General features: G+C 40.8%; 21 protein-coding genes and 1 tRNA gene. 8 read left to right on the top strand and 14 right to left on the bottom strand.

Features of this window, described 5'->3' with window-relative positions; translation table 11 throughout:
- Positions 1–38 precede the first annotated feature (38 nt).
- The 3 genes from H6G69_RS01395 to H6G69_RS01385 all read right to left on the bottom strand — a co-directional run bounded on the left by H6G69_RS01395 (position 39) and on the right by H6G69_RS01385 (position 1,469).
- Positions 39–425: a hypothetical protein gene (locus tag H6G69_RS01395; protein WP_190680793.1), complete on the bottom strand. Its 387-nt coding sequence runs from the start codon at positions 423–425 to the stop codon at positions 39–41.
- Between the two features lie 239 nt (positions 426–664).
- Positions 665–1,222: a hypothetical protein gene (locus tag H6G69_RS01390; RefSeq protein WP_190680791.1), complete on the bottom strand. Its 558-nt coding sequence runs from the start codon at positions 1,220–1,222 to the stop codon at positions 665–667.
- Positions 1,212–1,469, bottom strand: coding sequence for a hypothetical protein (locus H6G69_RS01385; RefSeq protein WP_190680789.1), 258 nt, complete (start codon positions 1,467–1,469; stop codon positions 1,212–1,214). The genes H6G69_RS01390 and H6G69_RS01385 overlap by 11 nt, the downstream gene beginning before the upstream one ends.
- Before the next feature lie 93 nt (positions 1,470–1,562).
- Between H6G69_RS01385 and H6G69_RS01380 the strand changes: the two genes are divergently transcribed.
- A complete protein-coding gene (locus H6G69_RS01380) occupies positions 1,563–2,201 on the top strand; it encodes a hypothetical protein (protein WP_190680787.1) in 639 nt (212 codons plus the stop codon).
- 231 nt (positions 2,202–2,432) lie between these two features.
- Positions 2,433–2,951 (top strand): hypothetical protein, encoded by a 519-nt coding sequence (locus tag H6G69_RS01375; protein WP_190680785.1) that lies wholly within the window; start codon positions 2,433–2,435, stop codon positions 2,949–2,951.
- A gap of 462 nt (positions 2,952–3,413) precedes the next feature.
- On the opposite strand, the gene H6G69_RS01370 is transcribed toward H6G69_RS01375, so the two are convergent.
- The 8 genes from H6G69_RS01370 to H6G69_RS01335 all read right to left on the bottom strand — a co-directional run bounded on the left by H6G69_RS01370 (position 3,414) and on the right by H6G69_RS01335 (position 8,234).
- Positions 3,414–4,898, bottom strand: a complete 1,485-nt coding sequence (locus H6G69_RS01370; protein WP_190680783.1) for a virulence-associated E family protein — start codon at positions 4,896–4,898, stop codon at positions 3,414–3,416.
- Positions 4,899–4,995: 97 nt separating this feature from the next.
- Positions 4,996–5,145, bottom strand: coding sequence for a plasmid mobilization protein (locus H6G69_RS01365; protein ID WP_190620426.1), 150 nt, complete (start codon positions 5,143–5,145; stop codon positions 4,996–4,998).
- A gap of 190 nt (positions 5,146–5,335) precedes the next feature.
- A complete protein-coding gene (locus H6G69_RS01360; protein WP_190680781.1) occupies positions 5,336–5,515 on the bottom strand; it encodes a hypothetical protein in 180 nt (59 codons plus the stop codon).
- 206 nt (positions 5,516–5,721) lie between these two features.
- Entirely contained in the window at positions 5,722–5,982 is a 261-nt protein-coding gene (locus H6G69_RS01355) for a hypothetical protein (RefSeq protein WP_190680780.1), read from the bottom strand.
- Positions 5,979–6,197, bottom strand: coding sequence for a hypothetical protein (locus H6G69_RS01350; protein ID WP_190680778.1), 219 nt, complete (start codon positions 6,195–6,197; stop codon positions 5,979–5,981). The genes H6G69_RS01355 and H6G69_RS01350 overlap by 4 nt, the downstream gene beginning before the upstream one ends.
- Positions 6,198–6,365: 168 nt before the next feature.
- A tRNA-Ala gene (locus tag H6G69_RS01345) sits at positions 6,366–6,438 on the bottom strand.
- Positions 6,439–6,570: 132 nt separating this feature from the next.
- On the bottom strand, positions 6,571–7,323 hold the full coding sequence (locus H6G69_RS01340; RefSeq protein WP_190680776.1) for an HAD family phosphatase: 753 nt from the start codon (positions 7,321–7,323) through the stop codon (positions 6,571–6,573).
- On the bottom strand, positions 7,320–8,234 hold the full coding sequence (locus H6G69_RS01335) for a class I SAM-dependent methyltransferase (protein ID WP_190680775.1): 915 nt from the start codon (positions 8,232–8,234) through the stop codon (positions 7,320–7,322). The genes H6G69_RS01340 and H6G69_RS01335 overlap by 4 nt, the downstream gene beginning before the upstream one ends.
- A 378-nt stretch (positions 8,235–8,612) precedes the next feature.
- Here H6G69_RS01335 and H6G69_RS01330 point away from each other — a divergent pair, with 378 nt between their 5' ends.
- The 4 genes from H6G69_RS01330 to H6G69_RS01315 all read left to right on the top strand — a co-directional run bounded on the left by H6G69_RS01330 (position 8,613) and on the right by H6G69_RS01315 (position 12,366).
- Positions 8,613–9,794: an RtcB family protein gene (locus H6G69_RS01330; protein WP_190680773.1), complete on the top strand. Its 1,182-nt coding sequence runs from the start codon at positions 8,613–8,615 to the stop codon at positions 9,792–9,794.
- 847 nt (positions 9,795–10,641) lie between these two features.
- Complete coding sequence (locus H6G69_RS01325) at positions 10,642–11,007, top strand: Mo-dependent nitrogenase C-terminal domain-containing protein (RefSeq protein WP_190680771.1); 366 nt, start codon at positions 10,642–10,644, stop codon at positions 11,005–11,007.
- A 24-nt stretch (positions 11,008–11,031) separates the two neighbouring features.
- Positions 11,032–11,304, top strand: coding sequence for a cupin domain-containing protein (locus H6G69_RS01320; protein WP_190681180.1), 273 nt, complete (start codon positions 11,032–11,034; stop codon positions 11,302–11,304).
- A 315-nt stretch (positions 11,305–11,619) separates the two neighbouring features.
- Complete coding sequence (locus H6G69_RS01315) at positions 11,620–12,366, top strand: creatininase family protein (RefSeq protein WP_190680769.1); 747 nt, start codon at positions 11,620–11,622, stop codon at positions 12,364–12,366.
- 215 nt (positions 12,367–12,581) lie between these two features.
- On the opposite strand, the gene H6G69_RS01310 is transcribed toward H6G69_RS01315, so the two are convergent.
- The 3 genes from H6G69_RS01310 to H6G69_RS01300 all read right to left on the bottom strand — a co-directional run bounded on the left by H6G69_RS01310 (position 12,582) and on the right by H6G69_RS01300 (position 16,911).
- Entirely contained in the window at positions 12,582–13,004 is a 423-nt protein-coding gene (locus H6G69_RS01310) for a peptidoglycan-binding protein (RefSeq protein WP_190680768.1), read from the bottom strand.
- An 84-nt stretch (positions 13,005–13,088) separates the two neighbouring features.
- A complete protein-coding gene (locus H6G69_RS01305) occupies positions 13,089–15,395 on the bottom strand; it encodes a PhoD-like phosphatase (protein ID WP_190680766.1) in 2,307 nt (768 codons plus the stop codon).
- Positions 15,396–15,519: 124 nt separating this feature from the next.
- Entirely contained in the window at positions 15,520–16,911 is a 1,392-nt protein-coding gene (locus tag H6G69_RS01300) for a malic enzyme-like NAD(P)-binding protein (RefSeq protein ID WP_190680764.1), read from the bottom strand.
- 725 nt (positions 16,912–17,636) lie between these two features.
- Between H6G69_RS01300 and H6G69_RS01295 the strand changes: the two genes are divergently transcribed.
- Both H6G69_RS01295 and atpD read left to right on the top strand, forming a co-directional pair.
- Positions 17,637–20,810: a PAS domain-containing protein gene (locus tag H6G69_RS01295; protein ID WP_190680762.1), complete on the top strand. Its 3,174-nt coding sequence runs from the start codon at positions 17,637–17,639 to the stop codon at positions 20,808–20,810.
- Between the two features lie 1,183 nt (positions 20,811–21,993).
- Positions 21,994–23,439 carry a F0F1 ATP synthase subunit beta gene (atpD, locus tag H6G69_RS01290; RefSeq protein ID WP_190680760.1) on the top strand — a complete coding sequence of 482 codons (1,446 nt, stop codon included), beginning with the start codon at positions 21,994–21,996 and terminating at the stop codon, positions 23,437–23,439.
- The last annotated feature ends 44 nt before the right edge of the window (positions 23,440–23,483 follow it).

The raw sequence follows: 23,483 nt of genomic DNA, 5'->3' as shown, positions 1-23,483 counted from the left end.
CTAGAAAGCCCTTAGCGATCTCTAAGGGCTTCTAAGGGCTATTCAAAGACTACTGATGGAGCCTCTAAGGGTAGCTTATCCAATACCTGTAAATCCTTGATCTGATGGATATAGCATTGGGTGTGATAACCAGAAGTATGGCTAACCTGGGAGGCTTCTATAACTTCCTTACTGGCAGATAACAGAGTACCATTAGCTAACTCATAGACTAACAGGGTAGGCTGGATGCGCTTGTAGTCTTCTACCTGGATACCCTTAAGGTCATAGAAAAACTTAACTACTTCCCCATAATGGCTTTTAGTAGGATAGTTAACAGATACAGGCTGACCATCCTTGATATTAACAGAGGCTAAAGAGGGTCTAGGGACTATACAAACTACCCCAGATGTGCTATAATAACTGTACTGAGCATTCTTACCAAACATTGTTTAATCCTTTAGGGCTGTAACCCTATACTTGTTTACTAGTACCCCTTGAGTATTTCGCAGATACTTAAGGGGCTTTGCATTAGGACATTAGAGTAATCCCTTATGTCCTTACTACTAGATAGTCAATATGAGGATTACTCATGTTTGAACATTAGAAATAATAATGATTCTCATTCTAGAAAGATTTCGCCAGCCATCGAAATAGTTAGCTGATGGTTGGCTAAGGGTTAGATAACTTACTCCTCATCATCTGGTCTAGGTGCTAGGGCTATTCTTAGGCTATGGGTAGCATCTTTAGGGTCAAACTTTAGGTCATCCTCTGGTAGCCCTAAGGATTCCTCCAGACTTTCCATAGTTATTTGGATGTTAACCTCAGTCTCTGGTAGTCCTTCTCTGTCTTGTCTATCCCTAATAATCCTGTTAGAGACATCAAGCCATTCTCTAAGCTCTCTAGATACCCTGAGGGATTTATTCTGCTGGTACTGGTCATACAACCCATCCGCCATATTACAAGCTATATCTAGTAACCTGACTTGTCTCTCATCAGAGGTTAAGCCATCCTCAGATACCAACTTAGCAACCTTGGTAGGTATTAGTACCTCTGAGCTTACTGGCTTGGCTGGTTTCTTAGAATGCTTAAAATGGTTATAGATATTCTGGGGAGTAACAGAGATACCCTGAGTCCCTAGGTAATCAGCTAGGGCTGAGGCAGGTAAACCCATAGCTACCCTTTGGTTGAACTCAGCCAACTTATCAGGGTCTAATCGGCATATTGAACATCTCCTATTTACCATTAGCCTTGACCTCCTGTAGCTGGCTGATTAGCTCATCTAGCTGGCTTAGAAAGTTCTCAGGCTCCAACCCAGAAAGGTACTCAAGGCAATCATGATAAGCCCTAGCTGACTCATTAGACATCCTGGCTATCTTTAATACTTCCCTAATAACCTCTGTTAGGGTTAACCCAGACTTAGCTGATAAGTCTTCTAGCCATTCCCGATCGCTCTCAGTTAAGCGGATTGATACTCTGTTACCCTTAGCCATCTTAGTAATCCTCTATTGGTTTCTATAGGTATTTTGTCAGCCAAAGTAGGTTGACTAAATCCAGATAGTTAACCCTAGTAGGAACAGATAGGTATGAACCTAGAACAACAGATTAAACAACAGGCAGAACAGTTAGCTGCTTTACAGATTCAGAAAGCCCAACAGGAAGCTGAGAAGGCTAAGGCTAAGGCTTTTGAATGGAACTCTAAGGTTAAGCTGGTAAGGTTCCTAGAACAGTACTTAGACCATAGTATTAAGCTAGGTAAGCTTACCCCAGATGTCTTCTTTGATGTCTATAGAAAGTATAAAGAGGTCTACCAGGATACTGATGATCAGCTAAGTTTCTTTATCAGTACAGTTATTAAACTGATTAGCCATAGCTGGTATGGGGTTGAATGCCAGACTGCTTTTATTGGCAATGGAGGTTTATTGTACAAGGGTAAGCAATACCAAGACCCTGAGAAGCTGTATCTGGAGATTGTATTTGGCTCCATCTTAGGCGAGTTAGCCAATGACCCTTTTGGTACTGACTGTTGGTTCTATGAGTTACTTAGCTTTCATTTTGAAGACCCTACAGCATTCCCAGCTTATGCCCAGATTGGGGAAGTAAAGACCAGAGTTTTACCATTACTTAAGCGCATCATTGAGGCTGAACAGGCTACTCAGGAGTTACCAGAGATAGAAGGGTTAACCTTAGATGATGCTATGTACATCCAGGCATTGTTTGATTAGGTCTTTGACCTCTAGGGTTCCCTAGGGGTCTTTATTGACTGATTAAGGAAATATAGTAAACCACTAAATATAACAAGCAGCCCCTCTAGGTATCTGGAGGGGTTTATTAATGGGTTATATATTATCTAAGTATATTATTTAATCCTAATAGTAAATAAGTAGTAGAGCAAAGCAGTCTTGACCTTGGCTAATACCAAGCATAGACTAATATGAGTAATATTAGATACTCTTATGCTAGACAAACTACTAGCTTTTGTTGAGAAAAATCCTAAGAAGGCGGCTATCATTGGCGCATTGATTTCAATACCACTCTTTATTATTCAAAGTATAAACACTTATCATAGAACCCCTGTACAAGAACAAAACCTATCAGAAGGGGATGAGCCACTAGACCAACCTAGCCAAGAAACATTTGATAAGGCTAAATGCAAGGTTTACACAGTGGGGATTTTAGCAGGTGCTATTGTTTACCAGTTCAAAACTACTGATAATGCTTTGGCTTATGTAATGGTTGCTGATCGGGATGAGGTCATAAGAATCTTTGAGAAGAATAACCTCCACCTGTGGCGGACTAGGCAAGATTTTCAAAATACCGAGTATACCGGGCTAATACAAGTTTTACCGCCTGAAGGTATACATGAACTCAATGAAATACTATCTATGTACCCTTATGCGGCAATGGGAACTGAGGCAATCGCCAAGTCAGCCCAGCCAACTATGTTTAACTCTGATAGATGTGATGTAGAGTGATTTATGTCATAGGACAGCCTGAAACCCTTATTTATTCTAGAGTTTAACCCTTTAGACTTTAGAAACTGTCCTATGTGTCCTATGCTGTCCTATGATAATAAAAATATAGGACAGCTAGAAAGCTTACCCTGCAAAGGTTCTAGAAGTTGTCCTATGTGTCCTATGTAAAATGCTAGGTTTACCCCTGATACAAGTATTAATGGTATCAGCCATTACCTAGTATACTTATAGTTCATATACTTTTCTATTTCTCATAGGACACATAGGACACATAGGACAATATATCTGAAACCCCTACTATGACCATATTTCATCTGTCCTATGCTCTAGTAACTACATAGGACAGTCACAGGACACATAGGACATTATAGGGTAACTAAATCATTCTGATTAAGCGCATTAAAGCGAAACAGCCATAATAAAACCCTTGAGGAACCCAAGGGTTAGTCAGTTTACTTTAAATCACTTCCAACACTCTGCTAACTGTTCTAAAGACTTAGCCTCTACTAAATAAGGGTTTCTAGTTTCAGGCTTGATATATACATAAACCCTACTCCCACCTATAGTTTTCCTCATCTTGGTATAACCTAACTCCTCTAATGCTTCCTTTACTTTCTTCTCATAACTTTTGAATGAGCCTGGATGAATGCTTAAACTTAACTCCATAAAATCATGGAGGCTAATAGATAACCCATCATAAGGTTCATAACCATTTCTTACCTTCTGGGAGTCATTCTTAGAGTCTATGTAACCTTGGAGTTTAGCCAAAGTGTTGATAACCTTCTGTAGCCATTCATTAGTTACCGAATAGTCTTTATTGCGCTCCTCTGACTGTTCAGACATAGCCTCATCAGGATACCAAGTATAACCATCTATCCATTTCAAGTAAGCAGTAGCTAAAATATCCTCTCTGTTCACTTTCAGATAATCTGTGTTTACTTTGCGATCGCCTAAGTCGATAATCCAGAATCTTCTGTTACCTGTGGAATCTCTCAGAATCTCATCAGAGTTACAAGTACCGCCAAACACACAATGCCTGGGGTGATCGGATGGCTTGCGCTCATAAAGTCCTCTGAAAGTATCTTTAGTTTTAGTTAGGAAAGCTTTTAACTCCTCTACTTCCTTCTTGCGGGTAATCCCTTCCATTTCACCCATTTCTACTATCCAGGATCTATCTAACTGCCTCTTGGTCTCTGTCCCATCAGTTGAGTTATCAAGGTCTAAAAAATAATCCCCTCCTAATAATCTGAAGAAAGTAGACTTACCCGCACCTTGCTTACCTTTTAATACTAGGCTGTAATCTGCTTGGCATCCTGGTTGATATGCTCTGACTACTGCGGAGATTAGCCACTTCTCTAACATCATCTGGCTAAGTTTATCCTCAGTCCCAAATAAAATATTAGCTAGGTTATCCCAATCAGCCATAGGGGTTATATCCGAGTGTTCATAATGCCCTTTATCCGCACCAATAGGGAACACCCATTTTGTTGTTCTATTTTTAATAATCCCCTCTATTTGCAGCCTAATGGGGTTAAATGTATAAGCCTGAATCCACACTTGAAACTTTCTATCAAACTGTTCTCTGTTGAGTTTCATCATCATTTTAAGTGACTGTTCTAGCCTATCAATGAGGCTTTCAGGAGTAGCTATTTGACCATCAAAAACTAACTCACCAGTCCAAGCATTAAGCTCTACCCTGCCTTGATATACAGCCTTAAATACTTCAAACCAAATATACCCAGCTTCCGAACCCGCTTTATTAATATAAACTCTGATGTTATTAATCAGGTTAACTTGGTCTCTTTCCTCCTTATTATCAAATGAAGCTGAACCTCTCTTATTTAGGCTTAAGATATCAACCCTACTAAGTTGCTTAAGGATGGTTTCAATACTTTCTGAACCATCAAAGCTTGACTGAATACCATTAGATGTGTTATAATCTGACATAATCTGAATCCTTTGGGCATCTGCCCTAATGTTGTTTAATCTGAATACTTGTTTCTTAGGGTCTACTAGCTGGTTACTGGTTGACCCTATTTGATGTTTAGACATCTTTAGGCTGTACAGGTAGCCCCATAGCAGCTAGCCTGATGTACTCTGATAAGCAGTAGCCAGCCTTAGCCGCATTTGCCTTAATGAGTGCTAGTTCCTGAGGGTTAGCCTTAACAGTAATCTTGTGTGGTTTAGTAATCATTTGAGTTACTCCCTTTAGTCCTGTCTCTAGTAAACTGTCATTTTTCTATTCAACTACCCTGTTCTACCAAATAATCAAGGTTTCAGCCATTTAGAATAAGCCAGGATTATCTCTAGGTAAGTTATGAATAACAAAAGATAATCTCTAAATATTCCTCTTGCTTTTGAATACCTGATAAGTCGCCTAAGGGTTAATCAGGTTTATTTATGTTCTCATTAGCTGGCTCTAATAGGTCGAGCATAATCTTGATATATGCAGTTAGAGTAACCCTCTGACCTGTTTCAGCCATATAAGCTATGTGGTCAAAGGTTAGCTTTTGGTACTCATCTAAGCTAAGTCGCAAGGGTAGAGTTTTCTTATCTGCTGCCATATTGATAACCTCTGATGTCTTTGATATCTATGACATCATTGTAACCTAAATATCTACCAATGTAAGCAATAACTGGCATACTTAAGGCATAAACTGGCACATTAGGGTTAACCCTATTTGAGTATATTTGAGTAGATAAGGTAGGCTACAGTACCCCTTAGATAAACTAATAACCCTCTAGGGGTTAACCTAAAGGGTTCTAGGAGTTATTTAGGAGGTCTAGTAGCGGAACCATTGAAGTATTTAACCTGTAACTTAGGCGATCGCTTATCATCTGCCTCAGCTTTCTCTAACTTCTGTAACTCAATAAAGGCTTCTCTCTGGGCTGGGCTTAGGCTATCAACAAAGTTTACTCTAGCTTCTGTAGCATTCTTTGGCTGTCCTTTCTTAGCTAATACTGCCTTTAATCTCTGTCTTTGCTCTGGAGTTAGAGACTGGATAAGCTGTTTACTGTTTACAGATTTCATAAGCCTTTATCCTCCAGATATTGAGTTAACTTAAGAAGTACCTGAGTATTAGCTTCTACTGCCTTATCCAGTCTTTCTAAGCATTTGATGATGCGCTCATTGGTCTCTTCAACTTCCTTAGTTGCTTGCTTGGGAGATAAGTAATCTAATCTGGGCAGCCATTGAGATGTTATTTTGGTTAGCCAGTTTCTTGAGGTCAGAGTAAAGTTGGTCATTTAGGGTAAGAGGTATCCTTTTAGATTTCATAGGAGATATCAAACTGATACCTATAGATAGTCAACTAAGCCTGAAGCACTTGTTATTTAAACTAATCATGAAATATTATTAGGACAGCATTAGGACAGTTAGGACAGCCCTAGTAAGCTTAGAAGGTTTTACCTTAATGGAGAATAGGAGACTCGAACCCCTGACCTCTGCGGTGCGATCGCAGCGCTCTACCAGCTGAGCTAATTCCCCTTACAATAGTGCTGAGTCACCGAAGTTTGCTCAATGGGGGGAACCCCCGCACGCAACTTCTCGCTGAGTTGTGAGTGCTGAATTAAGAAAAATATCAGCAGTTTAATCAACGCTCTGCTACCAAAAAACATTTTAACACTCACTGACGGTTGGCTGCCCTTCTCCACCAGAAAATACGTTTTGGACTCGTTCTAGTTCTAAGTCAGTTAAATAGTCCACAGTCCAGTTACAGCAACGCTGAAGCATATGGAAGGGGTAGGTATTCGCTACACCAACTACCTGCATTTGTGCTTGCTTTGCGGCTTGGATACCTGCGGGAGTATCTTCTATAGCTAAACATTCTTGTGGTTGCAGATTTAATTCGGGATATGTTTGATTGAAGCGTTCTACAGCTAGTAAATAACCATCTGGTTGAGGTTTACTAGTAGTGATGTCGTCACCTGCCACAATAACTGTAAAATAAGTAGCTAGTTTGGCACGATTAAGCACAAGTTCTATTTCTTTGCGGAGTGCGCCACTGACTAAACCTAAATTGCAATTGAGCGAATCTCCTCCGGAGACGCTGCGCGAACGCACCTGATATATTAAATCTTCTACACCAGGATATATAGGCAGTTTTTCTAATTTTTCCAGTTCCAGCACGTAAGCTTCAGCTTTGCGGTTAAGTAACTGGTTGAGATACTCATCCGTTACTACTCTACCGCGATTTTTTAGCAGTTCTTGAAAACAAGCGCGATCGCTCCTGCCTAAAGAACGCTGACGCTCTTGCACTTTTTGAGGTTGGAGATTTTCTTGAACGAGAATTTCATCTATTAGTCGCAGGTGGATGCGTTCATCGTTAATGATGACACCATTAAAATCAAATAGAACTGCCTTTAAACTCATGCCTTTATGCCAAATGCTGGAGATCCTAAACCCTCCAAATCATTATTATCTATTGTGTCGTCTATTGATCCCGTAGTGTACTGACGAACTTTTGCTTGTACTGCTGAACCTGTAACAGGAATGGGTTTTATTCCACTAGAAACTTGATGTATCCAAAAAATATCTTCCGTGCGTACCCCCTCAAAACCCGCCGCACCCATACGCGCGTCTAAACTATCAGCAGCGTACTCACGAATATATGGTTCCTCAAAAATATTATTCAGCCAATCTAGCTGACGTAAAGCTTTCTGATTTCCATCTAAAATTAAAACTTGTCCACCTGCAACTAATAACCGCAAGCTTTCTTGCAAAATTGCTTGAGTAACTGTGCTGGGTGTTTCGTGAAATAGCAAGGAAACTGTGACTAAATCAAAACTAGCATCGGGAAATTTCGTCTCTTGTGCATTTTGGTGTCGCCAAATGATATTTAAACCAGCAGTTTTGGCTTTATCTGCTGCTCTTACCAACATATAAGGTGATAAGTCCAACCCAATAACTTCAGCTTGCGGAAAAGTTTGCTTTAACATCAAAGTCGTGGAACCCGTACCACAGCCTAAGTCAAGTATGCGCCTTGGTTGAACTTTTACCGCATCAATTAACGCTTGGCGTACCCAAGTTTCATTCGGTGCTAGGGCGTATTCCGTAATTGGGTCGTAACTTACAGCTGCACTAGAGTTAAGGTATCCTCCTTTAATTCCGTGAAAATTTTGGTTGTAGTACGCAGGCATTGTCACATCGCTAGAACGGATGTAGCTGCTTTCTTTTTCCCAATCAATACTGTTAGCGTATCGTTGTAACTTCTCCTCATCAATCAAAAAACGTACTACTGGAGATAAAAAGGTGTCCCAGATGGTATTTTGATGCACAGCCATAAAATGTATTTTGACCTGATGAATTAGTCATTTTCTTGACAAATTTTAATATATCTTAGCAAAATCTGCTTTTCCTTCGATGAGTGGGGATTGACGCTTATCTAGTTTTATACTACATTTGTAGTATATTAGTCGAAGTATAGGTTAGGGCAGTCTTGATTACTCAAAACTTCTCACAGACTGGATATTAACTCAGCACGCTGCTCAACTCCCGCTACCGCTAACAGCACTTGGCTATATAAGCAATTTTATGCAGGCAACTCATTAAAACCCAATGCAAAATTTAATTTATGTATCAACTCATCAAAGTGATGATTTTGCCAGACAAAAAAACAGTGACTACAGCTAGACAATTTCTCAACACTAAGACAAAAAATTATGCCTTACGAGAACTTAGAAATTAACACACCAACACCCGTTTTATCTTGGGCGAATCATCCATTAGCTAGCGATGAAACCAAGATGGCTAAAAATGTGGCATCGCTACCATTTGTATTTAAACACGTAGCCTTAATGCCAGATGTACATTTAGGTAAAGGTGCTTTAGTTGGCTCTGTAATTGCTACTAAAGATGCTATCATTCCTGCGGCTGTGGGTGTGGATATTGGTTGCGGGATGAGTGCAATTAAAATGCCATTCACAGGCGATAAATTAGAAGGTAAACTCAAAAAAATTCGCCTAGATATTGAAGCAGCAATTCCTACAGGTTTCAATGAAAATAAAGACATTGAAAAATCTGTGACTAATTGGCAACGTTGGCATGATTTTCAAGGCTTACATCCAGGTGTGCAAGACTTAGAAAATAAATCTATGAAACAGATGGGTTCTCTCGGCGGTGGGAACCATTTTTTGGAAGTGTGCCTCGATACAGAGAATCAAGTTTGGCTAATGTTACATTCTGGTTCACGTAACATTGGTAATAAATTAGCTCAATGTCATATTAATACTGCCAAAGAATTAGCAAAAATGGCAGGTAATAATTTACCTGATCCTGATTTAGCTTACTTTGTTGCTAATACACCAGAATTTCAAGCTTACTGGAATGATTTGCAGTGGGCGCAAGACTATGCGCGTGTCAACCGTGATGTGATGATGGCGCGTTTTAAGCACATCATTGAAAAACATCTAGCAGGTGGGAAGGTAACGAAACCTTTATTGCAAGTAAATTGCCATCATAATTACGCCGAAAAAGAAGTACATTTTGGCGAAGATGTGTATGTAACTCGTAAAGGTGCAGTCCGCGCGCAAACTGAAGATTATGGGATTATTCCGGGTTCAATGGGGGCGAAATCTTTCATTGTTAAAGGTAAAGGTAATGCCCATAGTTTTTGTTCTTGTAGTCACGGTGCAGGCAGATTATTATCTAGAAATAAGGCAAAAAATGTCTATACTCTTGATGATTTAATTGAGCAAACCAAAGGTGTAGAATGCCGCAAAGATAATGATGTGTTAGATGAAATTCCTGGTGCATATAAGCCAATTGAGCAAGTGATGGCGAATCAGGCTGATTTGGTGGAAGTTGTCGCTACGCTCAAGCAGGTTGTTTGTGTGAAAGGTTAAATGAAAAGGGTGGGTATGTGCCCACTTTTTTTATTTTTTAACGCGGAGTATCGCTGAGGTATGCGCAAAGGTGCGCTGAGAAAGAGGTTTTGACAAGAGCGATCGCGTGGTAAAGTGATCGTCAGAAAGTTAGTCAAGTTGCTTTGCAAGCAGTTAAATATCAAGCAACCAGTATATTAGCTGATTTCTCTACCTTTGTATGAAGATAGTGTGAAGATTTTGGGTATTTTTATTTGAGAATTTATGGAAGTAATTCTCACCTACTACCTTGGTATTCCCTACCTCCATAGATTTAATTACTTTTTTGATGTTTTGCTTGGTTACTTACATAACACAATTAGCTTTTGCTTATCAAACAATTTTGGATGATTAATTAAATAATCTCTAGGGCTTCTTATGTATCTTACATAACAATTTATTTTATACTCCTTGTCCTACAATCATTTAGCCCTGTGAAATAATTCCTAGGAAGTCTAGCTTAAGTCAGAATTTAACTGTGCTTTGGGCGGCAAAAGTCCACCTCCAGGTACTGTGTTGTTTCCGCACTATGATCTAAAGTCAAGATATGAAATTGCTATCCCCCGTATTAGCAATTACTAAGTTAAAAAAATCCCACTTTTATCTTTTCTTTGTTATTTTGTAGTTAACGGGACAGTTCTACACCATACGGTGGGGTTAAATATCAATTAAGTCAACATTTCCTGCATTTTGTAAAACAAATAAGCATTTTGCACTTGGAGAACATATCTCTGCAAGTGCGACACAAACTGCTGGAATAATTACGAGTTCAGACTTAAATCTGCAACCCGTTAGTTGATTAAACCTGAGACAATTTTTGGTAACGGCTATGCTTAAAACAACTAATCTATCTATTATTTTTCCTGCTTTCATTCAACCTGAAAACTTAAGACAAACTGCGTTGGTTGAAAAGAAAAAGGCATTCGCTAAATCTAAATATGATGTTCTACAACCATTACGCCAATGGCTAGACGAACTAGAAATTCAAAATCGTAAGTTAGCACACTTTATTGCAAAATTGATCCCTGCCCAGTGTCCTTTTGAACGTGATATTGTTTTGTTTGGTCGCACAATAGCTCACATTCCTCCTATGTGCAAGCTAAATCCCCTTTACGATCAATTTGTGGGCTTGCGTTTTCGTGCTTTGTGTTATTTAGTAGATGAGTGTGGAGAAGATATTCAATCCTACTGTTAAACGCAAACCATGAATACTTACAACATGGCAATCAAAATTGAGCATCAACCCAGTCAAGAATATCTCAAGAATTTGGGTGTGTTCAAATGGGCGATTTGGGAAAAAGAAGTCTCCAATTTCCCCTGGACTTATGATACTGAAGAGACTTGCTACTTTTTGGCAGGTGATGTGATTGTTACGCCGGATGGCGGACAACCAGTGCAAATGGGTAAAGGAGATTTGGTGACTTTTCCGGCTGGGATGTCCTGTACATGGGAAATTATCAGCGACGTGAAGAAGCATTATTACTTTAGTTAATTAGTAAATCATCAAGGATTGATTCTCTTATATCTTTGATTGATCCCAACGCAGGTATTACTTAGTTTACTTGCAGAGTAATTCGTAGCGATCGCCTAATATAAAGCAGCGCACCTTGCAAAGCTCGTTACGAACCAATCACCAAGAAGTTTTTCTTAAAAATCAATAGTCTCATCGCTTGACTAAACAAAATTCGAGTTGGCGTAAATCCTCATAAACTAGCAGATGGTTAATTGCTTCAAGCTTTGAGGCTGCTGGTTCATACTCAGCACTTCGTTATGCTATAGAGCAGTTGTCATGAGGATGTAGAGAAAAATGTTATTGCATTTGAGTACCTGGCAGGAAGTTGAAGCTTACTTACAGCAGTCTCAGGGGATCATTTTTCCCATTGGTTCCACAGAACAGCACGGGCCGACGGGATTAATTGGGACTGATGCGATTTGTGCAGAAGCGATCGCTCGTGGTGTGGGTGAAGCGACTGGGGCGATCGTTGGCCCTACAATCAATGTAGGGATGGCGTTACATCATACGGCTTTTCCTGGCTCGATTAGTCTGCGTCCTAGCACGATGATTCAAGTGGTGCGCGACTATGTGTCTAGTTTGGTGAAAGCTGGGTTTACTAAGTTCTACTTCATCAACGGCCACGGCGGGAATATTGCTACTCTCAAAGCCGCTTTTTCAGAAACTTACGCTTATCTCGAAGATTTACAAATTCCTCACGCCCATCAAGTGCAATGTCAGGTAGCGAACTGGTTTATGTGCAAGTCAGTGTTTCAGTTAGCCAAGGAATTGTATGGCGATAAAGAAGGATCTCATGCAACGCCTAGTGAAGTAGCTGTAACACAATATGTGTATCCCGAAGCAATTAAGCAAGCACCTCTTTCGCCAGAAGTTGCTAGTGGACACAACATTTACAGTGCTACTGATTTTCGCAAGCGTTACCCAGATGGGCGTATGGGTTCAAATCCTGCCTTAGCTACACCAGAACATGGTAAGCAATTTTATGATTTGGCGGTGAAGGAACTTAGTAATGGGTATTTGGAATTTGTAAATTCAGATTAAATTCCGCGCCGGAAATAGTGGGGAGTACTAATGTAGCGGTGCGTTTGGTTCAAGCCGTAACACACCTGACTGGCGTGGCAAGGCTAAAGTAATGCAAAAATATAGTTTTTGTGGTGTGGACTTCTAGCCCGCACTACAAGAAAATTTTAAGGCAATATTTCAGGCTTGCCACGACACTATGACTATTTAGCTTTATTTGTATCAGCCTATGTATATTAAATTAATTGTTTTGCTACTTTATCAAGAGTTTTGCGGATTTCTAAACTAGCTACACCATTGATAAACTGCGATTCTTCAGAAAAATATTGGGCGGCGAATTTCTTAACGGCTGCAACAGTTTTTGGCCCGTAAAAAGGATGATCTTTGGGAATGTCTGCTTGAACAACTACATTTAGTTCATATTGCAGAATACTGATAACTTTTTCTGCTTGCGCCATTGTTTTTGCTCCAACTATACCATCAGCTGTGAGTCCGTAATCTGCTTGAAAGTTTTTGATTGCTTGTATGGTTTTATTGCCTGTCAAAGGAGAGTTATCGCTGGTGAGTGGGAAGTCTTGGTCGAAGACAGCGAGTTCTGGAGATAAATATCCTAGACCAAAAAGGATAGAACGAAATTGAGCATTGGTGTATGTAGTCATGGCCTTAATCTTCAATTACTAAGTAATCAGTAACTATATTTATTGATTGTTATTTCATAGCTACATCAGTAATTGAGGAAATTCCTAATCGAACAAGCCACGATTAGGTATTAACTGAGTTTTAAAGCGAGAGTAAACTAATTCTGTTTGATACCAAGCCCAAAACCAATATAAGTCTTGGATGATTTGGCCAGGTTGGTTTTCATTGCTGACTTCAAACTGCACTAAGGCGATATTATTCACTCCTACGACTTCTTTACCGTCTTGAAACCAACGGGCTTTCCAAAACATGAATGGCTGTAGCGATCGCCATTTGTTTTTTTCGGGTCGATTCCACGGGGCAATTAAAGCTAAAATATCAGGGCTGAAGTTAGCATTTTGGGTTTTGGAGCGTGGGATGACTTCTAAAGCACAATGCCAATCGGCGGCCATTAACTGCTGCTGAGATATTTTAGGATGATGAGTGCGATCGCGTTGCCATTGTTTGGCTGAGACTTCTACCATATCAGCCGGATTTATCCAGCCCAGCCAATACCGCACTTTTTCTGGTAATAGCCAGTGTTTCAATTTTGTATGAATTAACCGCGTCAGCAATTCTTCGTTTTTTAAAGCACTACAGGTTAACTGCACTAATACAGATTGCCATTGTGAATGAGTGCGTTGATGAGATAACTTGACTACCGAACTGTAGTGAATATCTCCCGACAAGACAATTACCTGTTGACGTTGGTCAAACAATGTGCTGATAAACTGGGCTAAAGCTTCCGTATGAATATTCCAAGCATCACCCACATCGGTGGCAAAAACAGCATCGTTTTTTAAGTTCCACTGATGTACCCAATCAATCACTTTTAATCCAAACACATTGGTAGGTGCAATCACAAATGTAGCTTGAATATCGCTGTTAGCCGTTTGTTGTAAAGGCTCAAGTAATTGCTGTTTTAAAGCGTGGGGAGACAACAATCTCGGCGGTGCGATGGGTTTTTGGTCGGCTGGGTAGCCTCGCCAAGTGCGGGTATCTAAAACAATAACTTCATGAATGGGGCTGCGGACTGTGTAGTGCCAATTAAGTGATTCCGGATGTCGCGCTAGCACCAATACTGAATAGTCTTGCACAAAGTTTGGCAAACCTGTACGGGTATCGATAGCTGGTAAACCAAGATAACACGCGATCGCTTCTGCCGCATCAATATCTGTACCGTGAGAAGCAGACCAAGCTTGGGCGGCTATTAAGAGTTTTGCGCCAGATTTTCCTGCTGCAAATTCTTCTGGGGTATTGCCCCAAGCTTGAAACACAGCGTAAGCTAACATAGCATTCTGCACCGCTCTTCGTCCTAAGGGTTTGCCTAAGACGCGTAAACACCATGCTTGATTGAGGTTCCAATCATCACTGACATCGTGGTCATCGAAAATAGTGTACATAGGAATATTCGCCAAGGCACGGCGAACCTTCCCCAAGGTGTAAATAAATTGTTGTAAGTGGCGGACTTCTTGATTCCACTTTTTGATAGTTTCGCGCTCTGTTGATACTTCTTTTCCCTCAGGAAATTGACGCGGCCAGCACACAGGCGACCAAGTTAATAAATAAGCAGCGTAATATTCACCCAAACTCAGAAGATGACTACTGACTTTATCAACTTTATTGTGCAATCCTGCAGTAAAACCAGCTTGTTGGGTGGCAACTTCCGCCCGTTCTCCTGGACGTAGCTGTTTAGGAGTGCGATGAATGGGACTCACAGGTAATTGTTCTTCCCAACCCAACAAAGCATCACCTAAATTCGTGGCTACCCACAAATAAGGATCTCCCACATCATCACCATAAATTTGGTCGCCAGTCAAAAACAATTGATGGGGGCGGTTTTGGGGTTGATTTGCTGCTACTTCAATTAAACAGTCCAGAATCGGTAGCGCATCCATCCCATGACCAGATGGTTTACGACAAGAAGAGTGGACAATTTTTAAATCTTGTAGACGGCTAGGAGATAAGGCAAAGGTTGGTTTTTGATGTGCAAAATAACTGATGTTGGCAGTGGGGAAACTGGTTGAAACTAACGCTTGTGATAGGGTTTGCTGTTCTGCATCCGTAATGAATTCTAAGTCATAAGCATAGATACAGTTGCTCACCAAAAAATTCCCATCTTCAGAATGCGCCGTCACAGCCAAAATATGCAAATGCTTACCCAGCGCAATTGTCGAACTTTGCCCTACTAATAAGCAATTACCTAAAGTTGCGCCTTGATTAGTCGTGTCATAAACCTTTAGTATTACCTGACAAGACTGCTTTAATGCTACCCAGACTGTCACTGCATCTGATTGAGTATGTTGTAACATCGGCCCTGCCAAAATTAACGGCAGTTGGGCAATAAATTCGCTTTTAAAGGGGTAGTACATAATTAAATTAAAGATACTGGATTGATACTCAGCACTCAGCACTTTGCTACATCTGCAGTTCATCTACTACCCCTGTTGCTGGTTCTCTAGGACGGGCAAAAAGCCCATCCCAAAAGAATTATAGTCAACTCTTGGCAATTCCCTCCTCGCGCGCCGCCCTTTGTACAGCCGCCGCTACTGCTGGGGCGACACGGGCATCAAACACAGAAGGAATAATATGTTCTGGATTCAAATCGGCTGGGTTAACTAAAGAAGCGATCGCACTTGCCGCTTCTAAATACATCGTGGTAGTAATTGTGTGGGAGCGACAGTCTAAAGCACCCCGGAACACTCCCGGAAACGCCAGCACATTATTAATTTGATTGGGGTAATCACTCCGCCCGGTAGCCATTACCGCCACAGTTTTACTCACTAATTCTGGCTGAATTTCGGGTATGGGATTGGCCATAGCAAACACAATTGGATCTTTAGCCATTGCTTGCACCATCTCTACAGTTAATACACCTGGCGCGCTCACACCAATAAAGACATCTGCGCCTTGCATTGCCCCAGCTAAAGTACCTTGGGCTTTGACGGCAAATTCCCGTTTTTCTTCGGTTAAGTCGGTGCGGCTAATGGAGAGAATGCCTTTGGAATCGCACATTAATATGGTTTCTGCGCCGGCTTTTCGCAGTAGTCGTGCAATTGCCACTCCCGCCGCTCCTGCACCGTTAATCACAATGCGAATGCTCGCCATTGTTTTGTTAACTAATTTCAGGGAGTTGTATAAAGCTGCTAAAGTAACAATGGCTGTACCGTGTTGGTCATCGTGGAAGACGGGAATATCTAACTCCTGCCTTAATCTTTGTTCAATTTCAAAACAACGGGGCGCAGCGATATCTTCTAAATTCACACCGCCAAACACCGGGGCAATATTTTTAACAGCTTGCACAATTTCATCCGTATTTTGCGTAGCCAAGCAAATAGGGAAAGCATCAATCCCAGCAAATTCTTTAAATAGCATAGCTTTACCTTCCATCACTGGTAAAGCCGCCGCCGGGCCAAGATTACCCAAGCCTAAAACCGCACTGCCATCGGTAACAATAGCAACAGTGTTTTGTTTAATAGTAAGATTGTAAACTTCTTCTGGGTTTTGGGCGATCGCTTTACAAATTCGACCGACACCAGGCGTGTAAGCCATTGCTAAGTCAGAAACACTTTTTAAGGCGATGCGGCTAGCAATGCTGATTTTACCGCCACGATGTAAATTAAACGTGCGATCGTATACATCTAGCACTTTGATGTTTGGTAATTCTTTGACTGCTTGCACAATCGTCTCAGCGTGTTCTGTGCTAGCAGCATCAACAGTCAAATCGCGGGTAGATTCTTGACGGGTTTGTTCAATTAAATCTATCTGACCCAGATTACCACCAGCATGAGCGATCGCTTGCGTTACCGATGCTAACATCCCCACCTTATTGGGAATCTGCAAGCGTAGAGTCAAACTAAAACTGGAATTAGGAGTTAGGTCTGCCATTTTAGTGTGGGATAGTGAATTTTTGATTTTATATTGAATTGCTGAGTAAAAATCGAGACGTTAGCTAAAATCTATGAAGCTTTTTTGAGTGCAGAACTTTACAAGGAAGCGAAATTCTCTGTCTCAGGACAAAAACACTCACTTAGCTTAGTTAATCAAGTCATAATTTTCAAGCATAGTAACTATTGGTAAAGTGCTGAGTGCTGTTAGCGGTAGCGGGAGTTGAGCAGCGTGCTGAGTAAAAATGCCTGCCCCTCTTTCATTGTTGGCTATGAAACTTGTTTCATCGGGACTGCCTTAACACCCCATTTAACTAGAAAGCGATCGCACTGACTTACAATCAATGCGATCGCCTTAATTTTGGTTCCGAATTTTTACATCAAGAATGTTACATTACCTAGCAACTTGATGACTATACAGATGTAACAATTTATTAAACCCGTTGATTCATCCGTGGCTTTGCCCATAATTCCCAAGCTGAATTCTGGCGACTGAAGTATGGATTCTGTTTGATAAAGTTTTGCTACAAGTTGGTCATCAATCGGGGTTTATCGATGCTCCCCACAAAACACTATTACTGATCCTGCTCAACAAACATCGATTTTTCGTGATTTCAAATTGTTTATCTACGATGGGATAACAATGCTCACTCATAATTAAGGTACTAATTTACCATTAATTGTCTAACAAGGCGACATGTTAAATGGGGGCAGGAGGAAAAAATAGTGAGTTTTTTTTCGTCATTATTGTCTTACGCTGTGGGAATTAGCTTCAGTGCGATCGCATTGCTAATCAAACTATGGCTAGAACCACTTTTTTCCAGAAGTCTTGGCAGTATTTTTTATATAGCTGTCTTGTTAAGTGCTTGGTATGGTGGTTTTCGCGTAGGATTAGTCACAATATTTCTGTCAGCGTTAGTAATTGATTATTTTATTCTGCCTCCAAAAAATCAACCTTGGCTGTCGCACCCAAAAGATTTATTTGAGTTAATTACTTTTATCATTATTGCTTTAATCATTAATCTGCTCACTAGCAATTTTCAGCAGAGTAAACAGAAAATTAAAAAACTTAATCAACAACTCACTCAAGAAAATTCCTGGCAGTTACAAATGGCTTTATCCGCCGCCCATATGGCTATTTGGGACTGGGATGTAGTCACAGGTGACATTAAATGGTCGCCAGAACACGAAAGATTATTTGGCATTGCTATTGGTAGTTTTGATGGAAAATTTGACACCTTTGCGGCTTGTTTACATCCAGAAGACCGCCACCAAGTCACTCAGGCACTACAACAAACATTACATAATCAAACTCCCTATCAGTCAGAATATCGAATTATTTGGCCTGATGGTAGTATTCACTGGATTGAGAGCAGAGGCCAGGCCTTTTGTGATGCAGCAGGTAAGCTTTGGCGAGTCATAGGAACTATTATGGCGATTGACGATCGCAAGCAAGTACAAAATTTACTACAACAGCAATTTGAGCAGCAACGTTTAGTCATGGAAATGACGCAAAAAATTCGGCAATCACTGAATTTACCAGAAATCTTGCAAACTACTGTTGATGAAGTGCGACAGTTTTTAAAATGCGATCGGGCGATTGTGTTTCAATTTTCTCCGGATATGAGTGGCACAGTCGTAGTTGAATCTGTTAGCCCTAACTTTACAGCTATCTTATCCACCAATATCAAAGATCCTTGCTTGAGCGGAAATTATACAGCACTTTTTCAAGCAGGTTTAGTGACAGCAAAAACTGATATTTATAGTCCAAAAATTAATCAGTGTCATCTCGACCTCTTAGAAAATTTCCAAGTCAGAGCCAATCTCGTTGTTCCGATTCTCAACAAAGATGAATTGTGGGGATTATTAATTGCCCACCACTGCCTAGAACCACGCGAATGGCAATCCTCAGAAATTATTTTGTTACAACAATTAGCTAGCCAAGTCAGCATTGCAATTCAGCAATCAACTCTCTTTCAACAGTTACAGACTGAACTGTCAGAACGTAAGCAAATTGAAATTGCTTTAAGGCAAAGCGAACAAAGATATCGTTCTTTAGTCAATGCTTCAGCCCAAATTGTCTGGCTGACTGATGCTGATGGTATGACTATTATTGCTTCCGAAAAATGGGAAGAACTCACCGGGCAAACTCCCACAGAAAAACTAGGATGGGGTTGGCTGAATTGCGTTCACCCGGAAGACCGCGATCGCACTTTTGCTGCTTGGCAAGAATCTTATCAAAATCGCACATTTTACGAAACTGAATATCGTCTGCGGATGAAAGATGGCAATTACCGCTATTTTTTCGCTCGCGGCGTGCCGATTTTGGATGCTGATGGCGAAATTAGCGAATGGATTGGTACTTGTACAGATATTACAGAACGTAAACTTTCCGAAGCAACCCTACGAGAAAATCAAATTCAACTGCAACGCCAATTAGCAGAAATCGAAAACATTTACCAATCAGCCCCCATAGGTTTAAATGTTTTAGATACTGACCTCCGCTTTGTAAGAATCAATCAGCGTCTAGCAGAAATCAATGGTTTTTCTGTAGAAGAACATATTGGGCGCACAGTACGTGAATTATTACCAGATTTAGCTGATACATCTGACCAATTACTCCGCCCAATTTTAGAAACAGGTAAACCGCTTCTCAATGTCGAAATTAGTGGCACAACTCCGGCTCAACCTGGCGTAAAAAGAACTTGGCTAGAAAGTTTTTTGCCATTAAAAAATGGCGATGCAATTATTGGCATTAGTACAGTTTGCGAAGAAATTACCGAACGCAAACAAGCAGAAGCAGAACTAAAACAAGCCAAGGAAGAATTAGAAATTCGAGTGGCTGAACGCACAGCCCAGTTACGTAAAATCAACGCTAACTTACAACAGAGTGAATCTATCCTCCGTAGTTTCTTTAACAGTAGTGCTATGCTGATGGGCATTGTTGAACTACATAATAACGATATTCTTCACATTTCTGATAACCTAGCCGCTGCGCAATTTTTTGGTACAACTCCCGAAGCTATGCAAAATAAATTTGCTAGTGATTTGGGTGTACCCCAAATAATTATCCAGCAATGGGTAAATCATTACTATCAGGCTCAACAAATTCAGGCTCCACTGCGGTTTGAATACCCTCATGAAACCACCAAAGGTCAAAGGTGGCTTTCTGCTAGCGTTTGCCCAATTGCTATTAGTGCTAATGGCTATCCTCGATTTTCTTATATAGTAGAAGACATCACAGAACGCGAACAAGCCAAAGAGCATATCGAAGCATCTTTGCGAGAAAAGGAAGTACTGCTCAAAGAAATTCACCATCGCGTCAAAAATAATTTAGCCATTGTTAGTAGTTTAATTCAAATGCAGTCTCGACGCACTCAAGATGCTCAGGCTAATGAAATTTTACGTGATAGTCATAACCGCATTGCTTCTATTGCTCTAGTACATGAAACACTTTATTCTTCTAAAGACCTTGCCAACATTGATTTTTCTCAATATATATCTAAATTAACAACTCATTTATTTGACTCTTACAATACTAAATATCAACAAATCGAAATCAAAACTCAAATTGAAGATGTCATTTTAGATATCGAAATAGCTGTACCTTGTGGATTAATTATTAACGAATTAATTTCTAATGCTTTAAAGTATGCTTTTCCCGATGAGCGTAATGGCAAAATCAAAGTCAAATTTTATCAAGAAAATGAACATGATTTAATATTGCTAATTCAAGACAATGGAATTGGTCTGCCAGAAAATTTTGATAGCCAAAAATCTAAGACCTTAGGGATTAATCTTGTGCGTGGTTTAGTGCAGCAGTTAAGAGGAAGCATGACAATTAATTGTCAACAAGGAACAGAATTTAGAATTTTTTTACGCAACCTGAGACACTTTTAGAAATTAGGACTTACGCACAAAGATTGTCTGTGGAGGCTGGGTTAATGGGTTTTGGATACGTACACCCCTACACCCTTGCCCCCTTCTCCAAACCCTTGATTTTTCGTAAGTCCTGGAAATAAAAAATTGATTTATGTGTAGGGGTGTCAGGTTCACGGGCAACAGGCAACGCACTGCTTTGAGACGCAACTAAGTAGGTCGGCGTAAATAATCAATGTTGGGATAAGGCAGGGGGCAGGGAGCAGGGGGAGAAAGAGTTTGAGCATTATTTACTTTTCTTCACACAGTTTGGTTTTATTGCACCGACTTACTTAAAGGGAAGTACACAAAAATTACTGTTGCCTGTTCTCCCAGCCCTATTCCCTACCAAACCTTTTGATGCCTAAGTACCCTGAATACAACCTCTAGGAAGATGAAGTGTGAGTGAATGATGTCTACATTGATTTTAGATGTCTGCTTAAGCACTAGGACATTTTTCGGCTTAGTTAACTACTAAGCCTTTTTTTTACAAGTATCATTTTGCATACTTAATTCCAGCCTTGACTACTTGTTTTGTCGGGAAATTTTGGTGCGATCGCTTTCTTATTTATTTGTATCTTGCATAAAAAGAATTGAATTTATGTAAAAATTGCATAACAACTGATGCAATACTGTCGAACTAATGCGATTCTCGTTATGTAGGAATAGGTTGATGCTGATAGAGATAGATATCCCCTGGCGTAAACCAGGGGCTTTTTATTTAAAGCAGATGCTTCATGCTTTAAATGTAAACGCCGGACTCAAGCAGCCACCTGCAAATTAATAAATAAGTGAAATACTCATCAAGAGTTATACAAATACAGAGCGCAAATCTTGAAGCGATCGCCATTGGCAGGTAATGGGTGGATTTGATTTATGCCGACAAGCCTGATGAAAGCTGGTTTTTGCCCTTGTAAAACCTAAACTTAAGGCTGAAAAATGAGGTTGGAGAAAAATCAGGCTATCAGCTAGATACTGAGAAATTAGCAGTCCTGCCAGCCAAGCTGATCCCCATGAGAATGACCGCTCAGGCCACCAAGATACTTTTTAAGGAATTGATAACAGAAATGTGTAACCCCAGAGTGTTAGAGTGAAAGATGACATTGCTTAATCTTTTGTCATCAAAGACCTCATCTGAAATATAGCTTCAATCATTAGGCTCAGCATGGTCACCGCAGAAAAAACAAACATAGGCTACATTACCCAAATCATTGGTCCTGTTGTAGACGTTAAATTCCCTGGCGGTAAATTACCGCAAATCTACAACGCTTTGACCATCAAAGGCACTAACGAAGCTGGACAGGAAATCAACCTAACCGTCGAAGTACAGCAACTGCTGGGCGACAACCAAGTTCGAGCTGTGGCGATGAGTTCCACCGATGGTCTAGTACGCGGTTTGGAAGTTGTCGATACAGGCGCTCCCATCAGTGTACCAGTGGGTAAAGCTACCCTGGGTCGGATTTTCAACGTCCTTGGCGAACCTGTTGACAACAGAGGGCCAGTAAATGCGGAGGAAACCTTACCTATCCACCGCGATGCTCCCAAACTAACTGAGCTGGAAACCAAACCTTCCGTTTTCGAGACCGGAATTAAAGTCGTTGACCTGCTAACTCCCTATCGACGTGGCGGTAAGATTGGTCTGTTCGGCGGTGCAGGGGTCGGTAAGACCGTGATCATGATGGAGTTGATCAACAACATCGCTACCCAGCACGGTGGTGTATCCGTATTTGCTGGTGTAGGTGAGCGTACCCGTGAAGGGAACGACCTCTACAACGAAATGATTGAATCTGGGGTTATCAACAAAGACAACCTCAACGAATCGAAAATCGCGCTGGTTTACGGTCAGATGAACGAACCACCCGGAGCGAGAATGCGGGTTGGTTTGTCTGGTTTGACAATGGCTGAGTACTTCCGTGATGTAAACAAACAAGACGTACTGCTGTTTGTTGACAACATCTTCCGCTTTGTACAAGCAGGTTCAGAAGTATCTGCGCTACTAGGTCGGATGCCCTCTGCGGTAGGTTATCAGCCTACACTGGGTACTGACGTAGGTGCATTACAAGAACGGATTACCTCGACAACCGAAGGTTCTATCACCTCCATTCAAGCGGTTTACGTACCTGCGGACGACTTGACTGACCCCGCACCTGCAACCACCTTTGCTCACTTGGATGGTACTACAGTACTATCTCGTGGTTTGGCAGCTAAAGGTATTTACCCTGCGGTAGATCCTCTGGGTTCTACCTCAACAATGTTGCAGCCCAACATTGTGGGTGACGAACACTACAACACTGCTCGTGCTGTGCAAGCAACCTTACAACGCTACAAAGAATTACAAGACATCATCGCAATTCTCGGTTTAGATGAATTGTCTGAAGATGACCGTCTGACTGTAGCCCGCGCTCGGAAGATTGAGCGTTTCTTGTCTCAGCCCTTCTTCGTAGCAGAAGTATTCACAGGTTCTCCTGGTAAATACGTAAAATTGGAAGACACCATCAAAGGCTTCCAGAAGATTCTGTCTGGTGAATTAGATGCTCTGCCAGAACAAGCCTTCTACTTGGTAGGCGATATCAACGAAGCGATCGCCAAAGCTGAAAAGCTCAAAGGCTAAATAAAGGCTGAAGTCTGAAGGATGAAGTATGAAATGTTAACTTC

The sequence above is a fragment of the Nostoc sp. FACHB-110 genome (assembly GCF_014697425.1).
Taxonomy (GTDB): domain Bacteria; phylum Cyanobacteriota; class Cyanobacteriia; order Cyanobacteriales; family Nostocaceae; genus Nostoc_B.
This window is presented reverse-complemented; position numbering and strand designations above follow the sequence as displayed.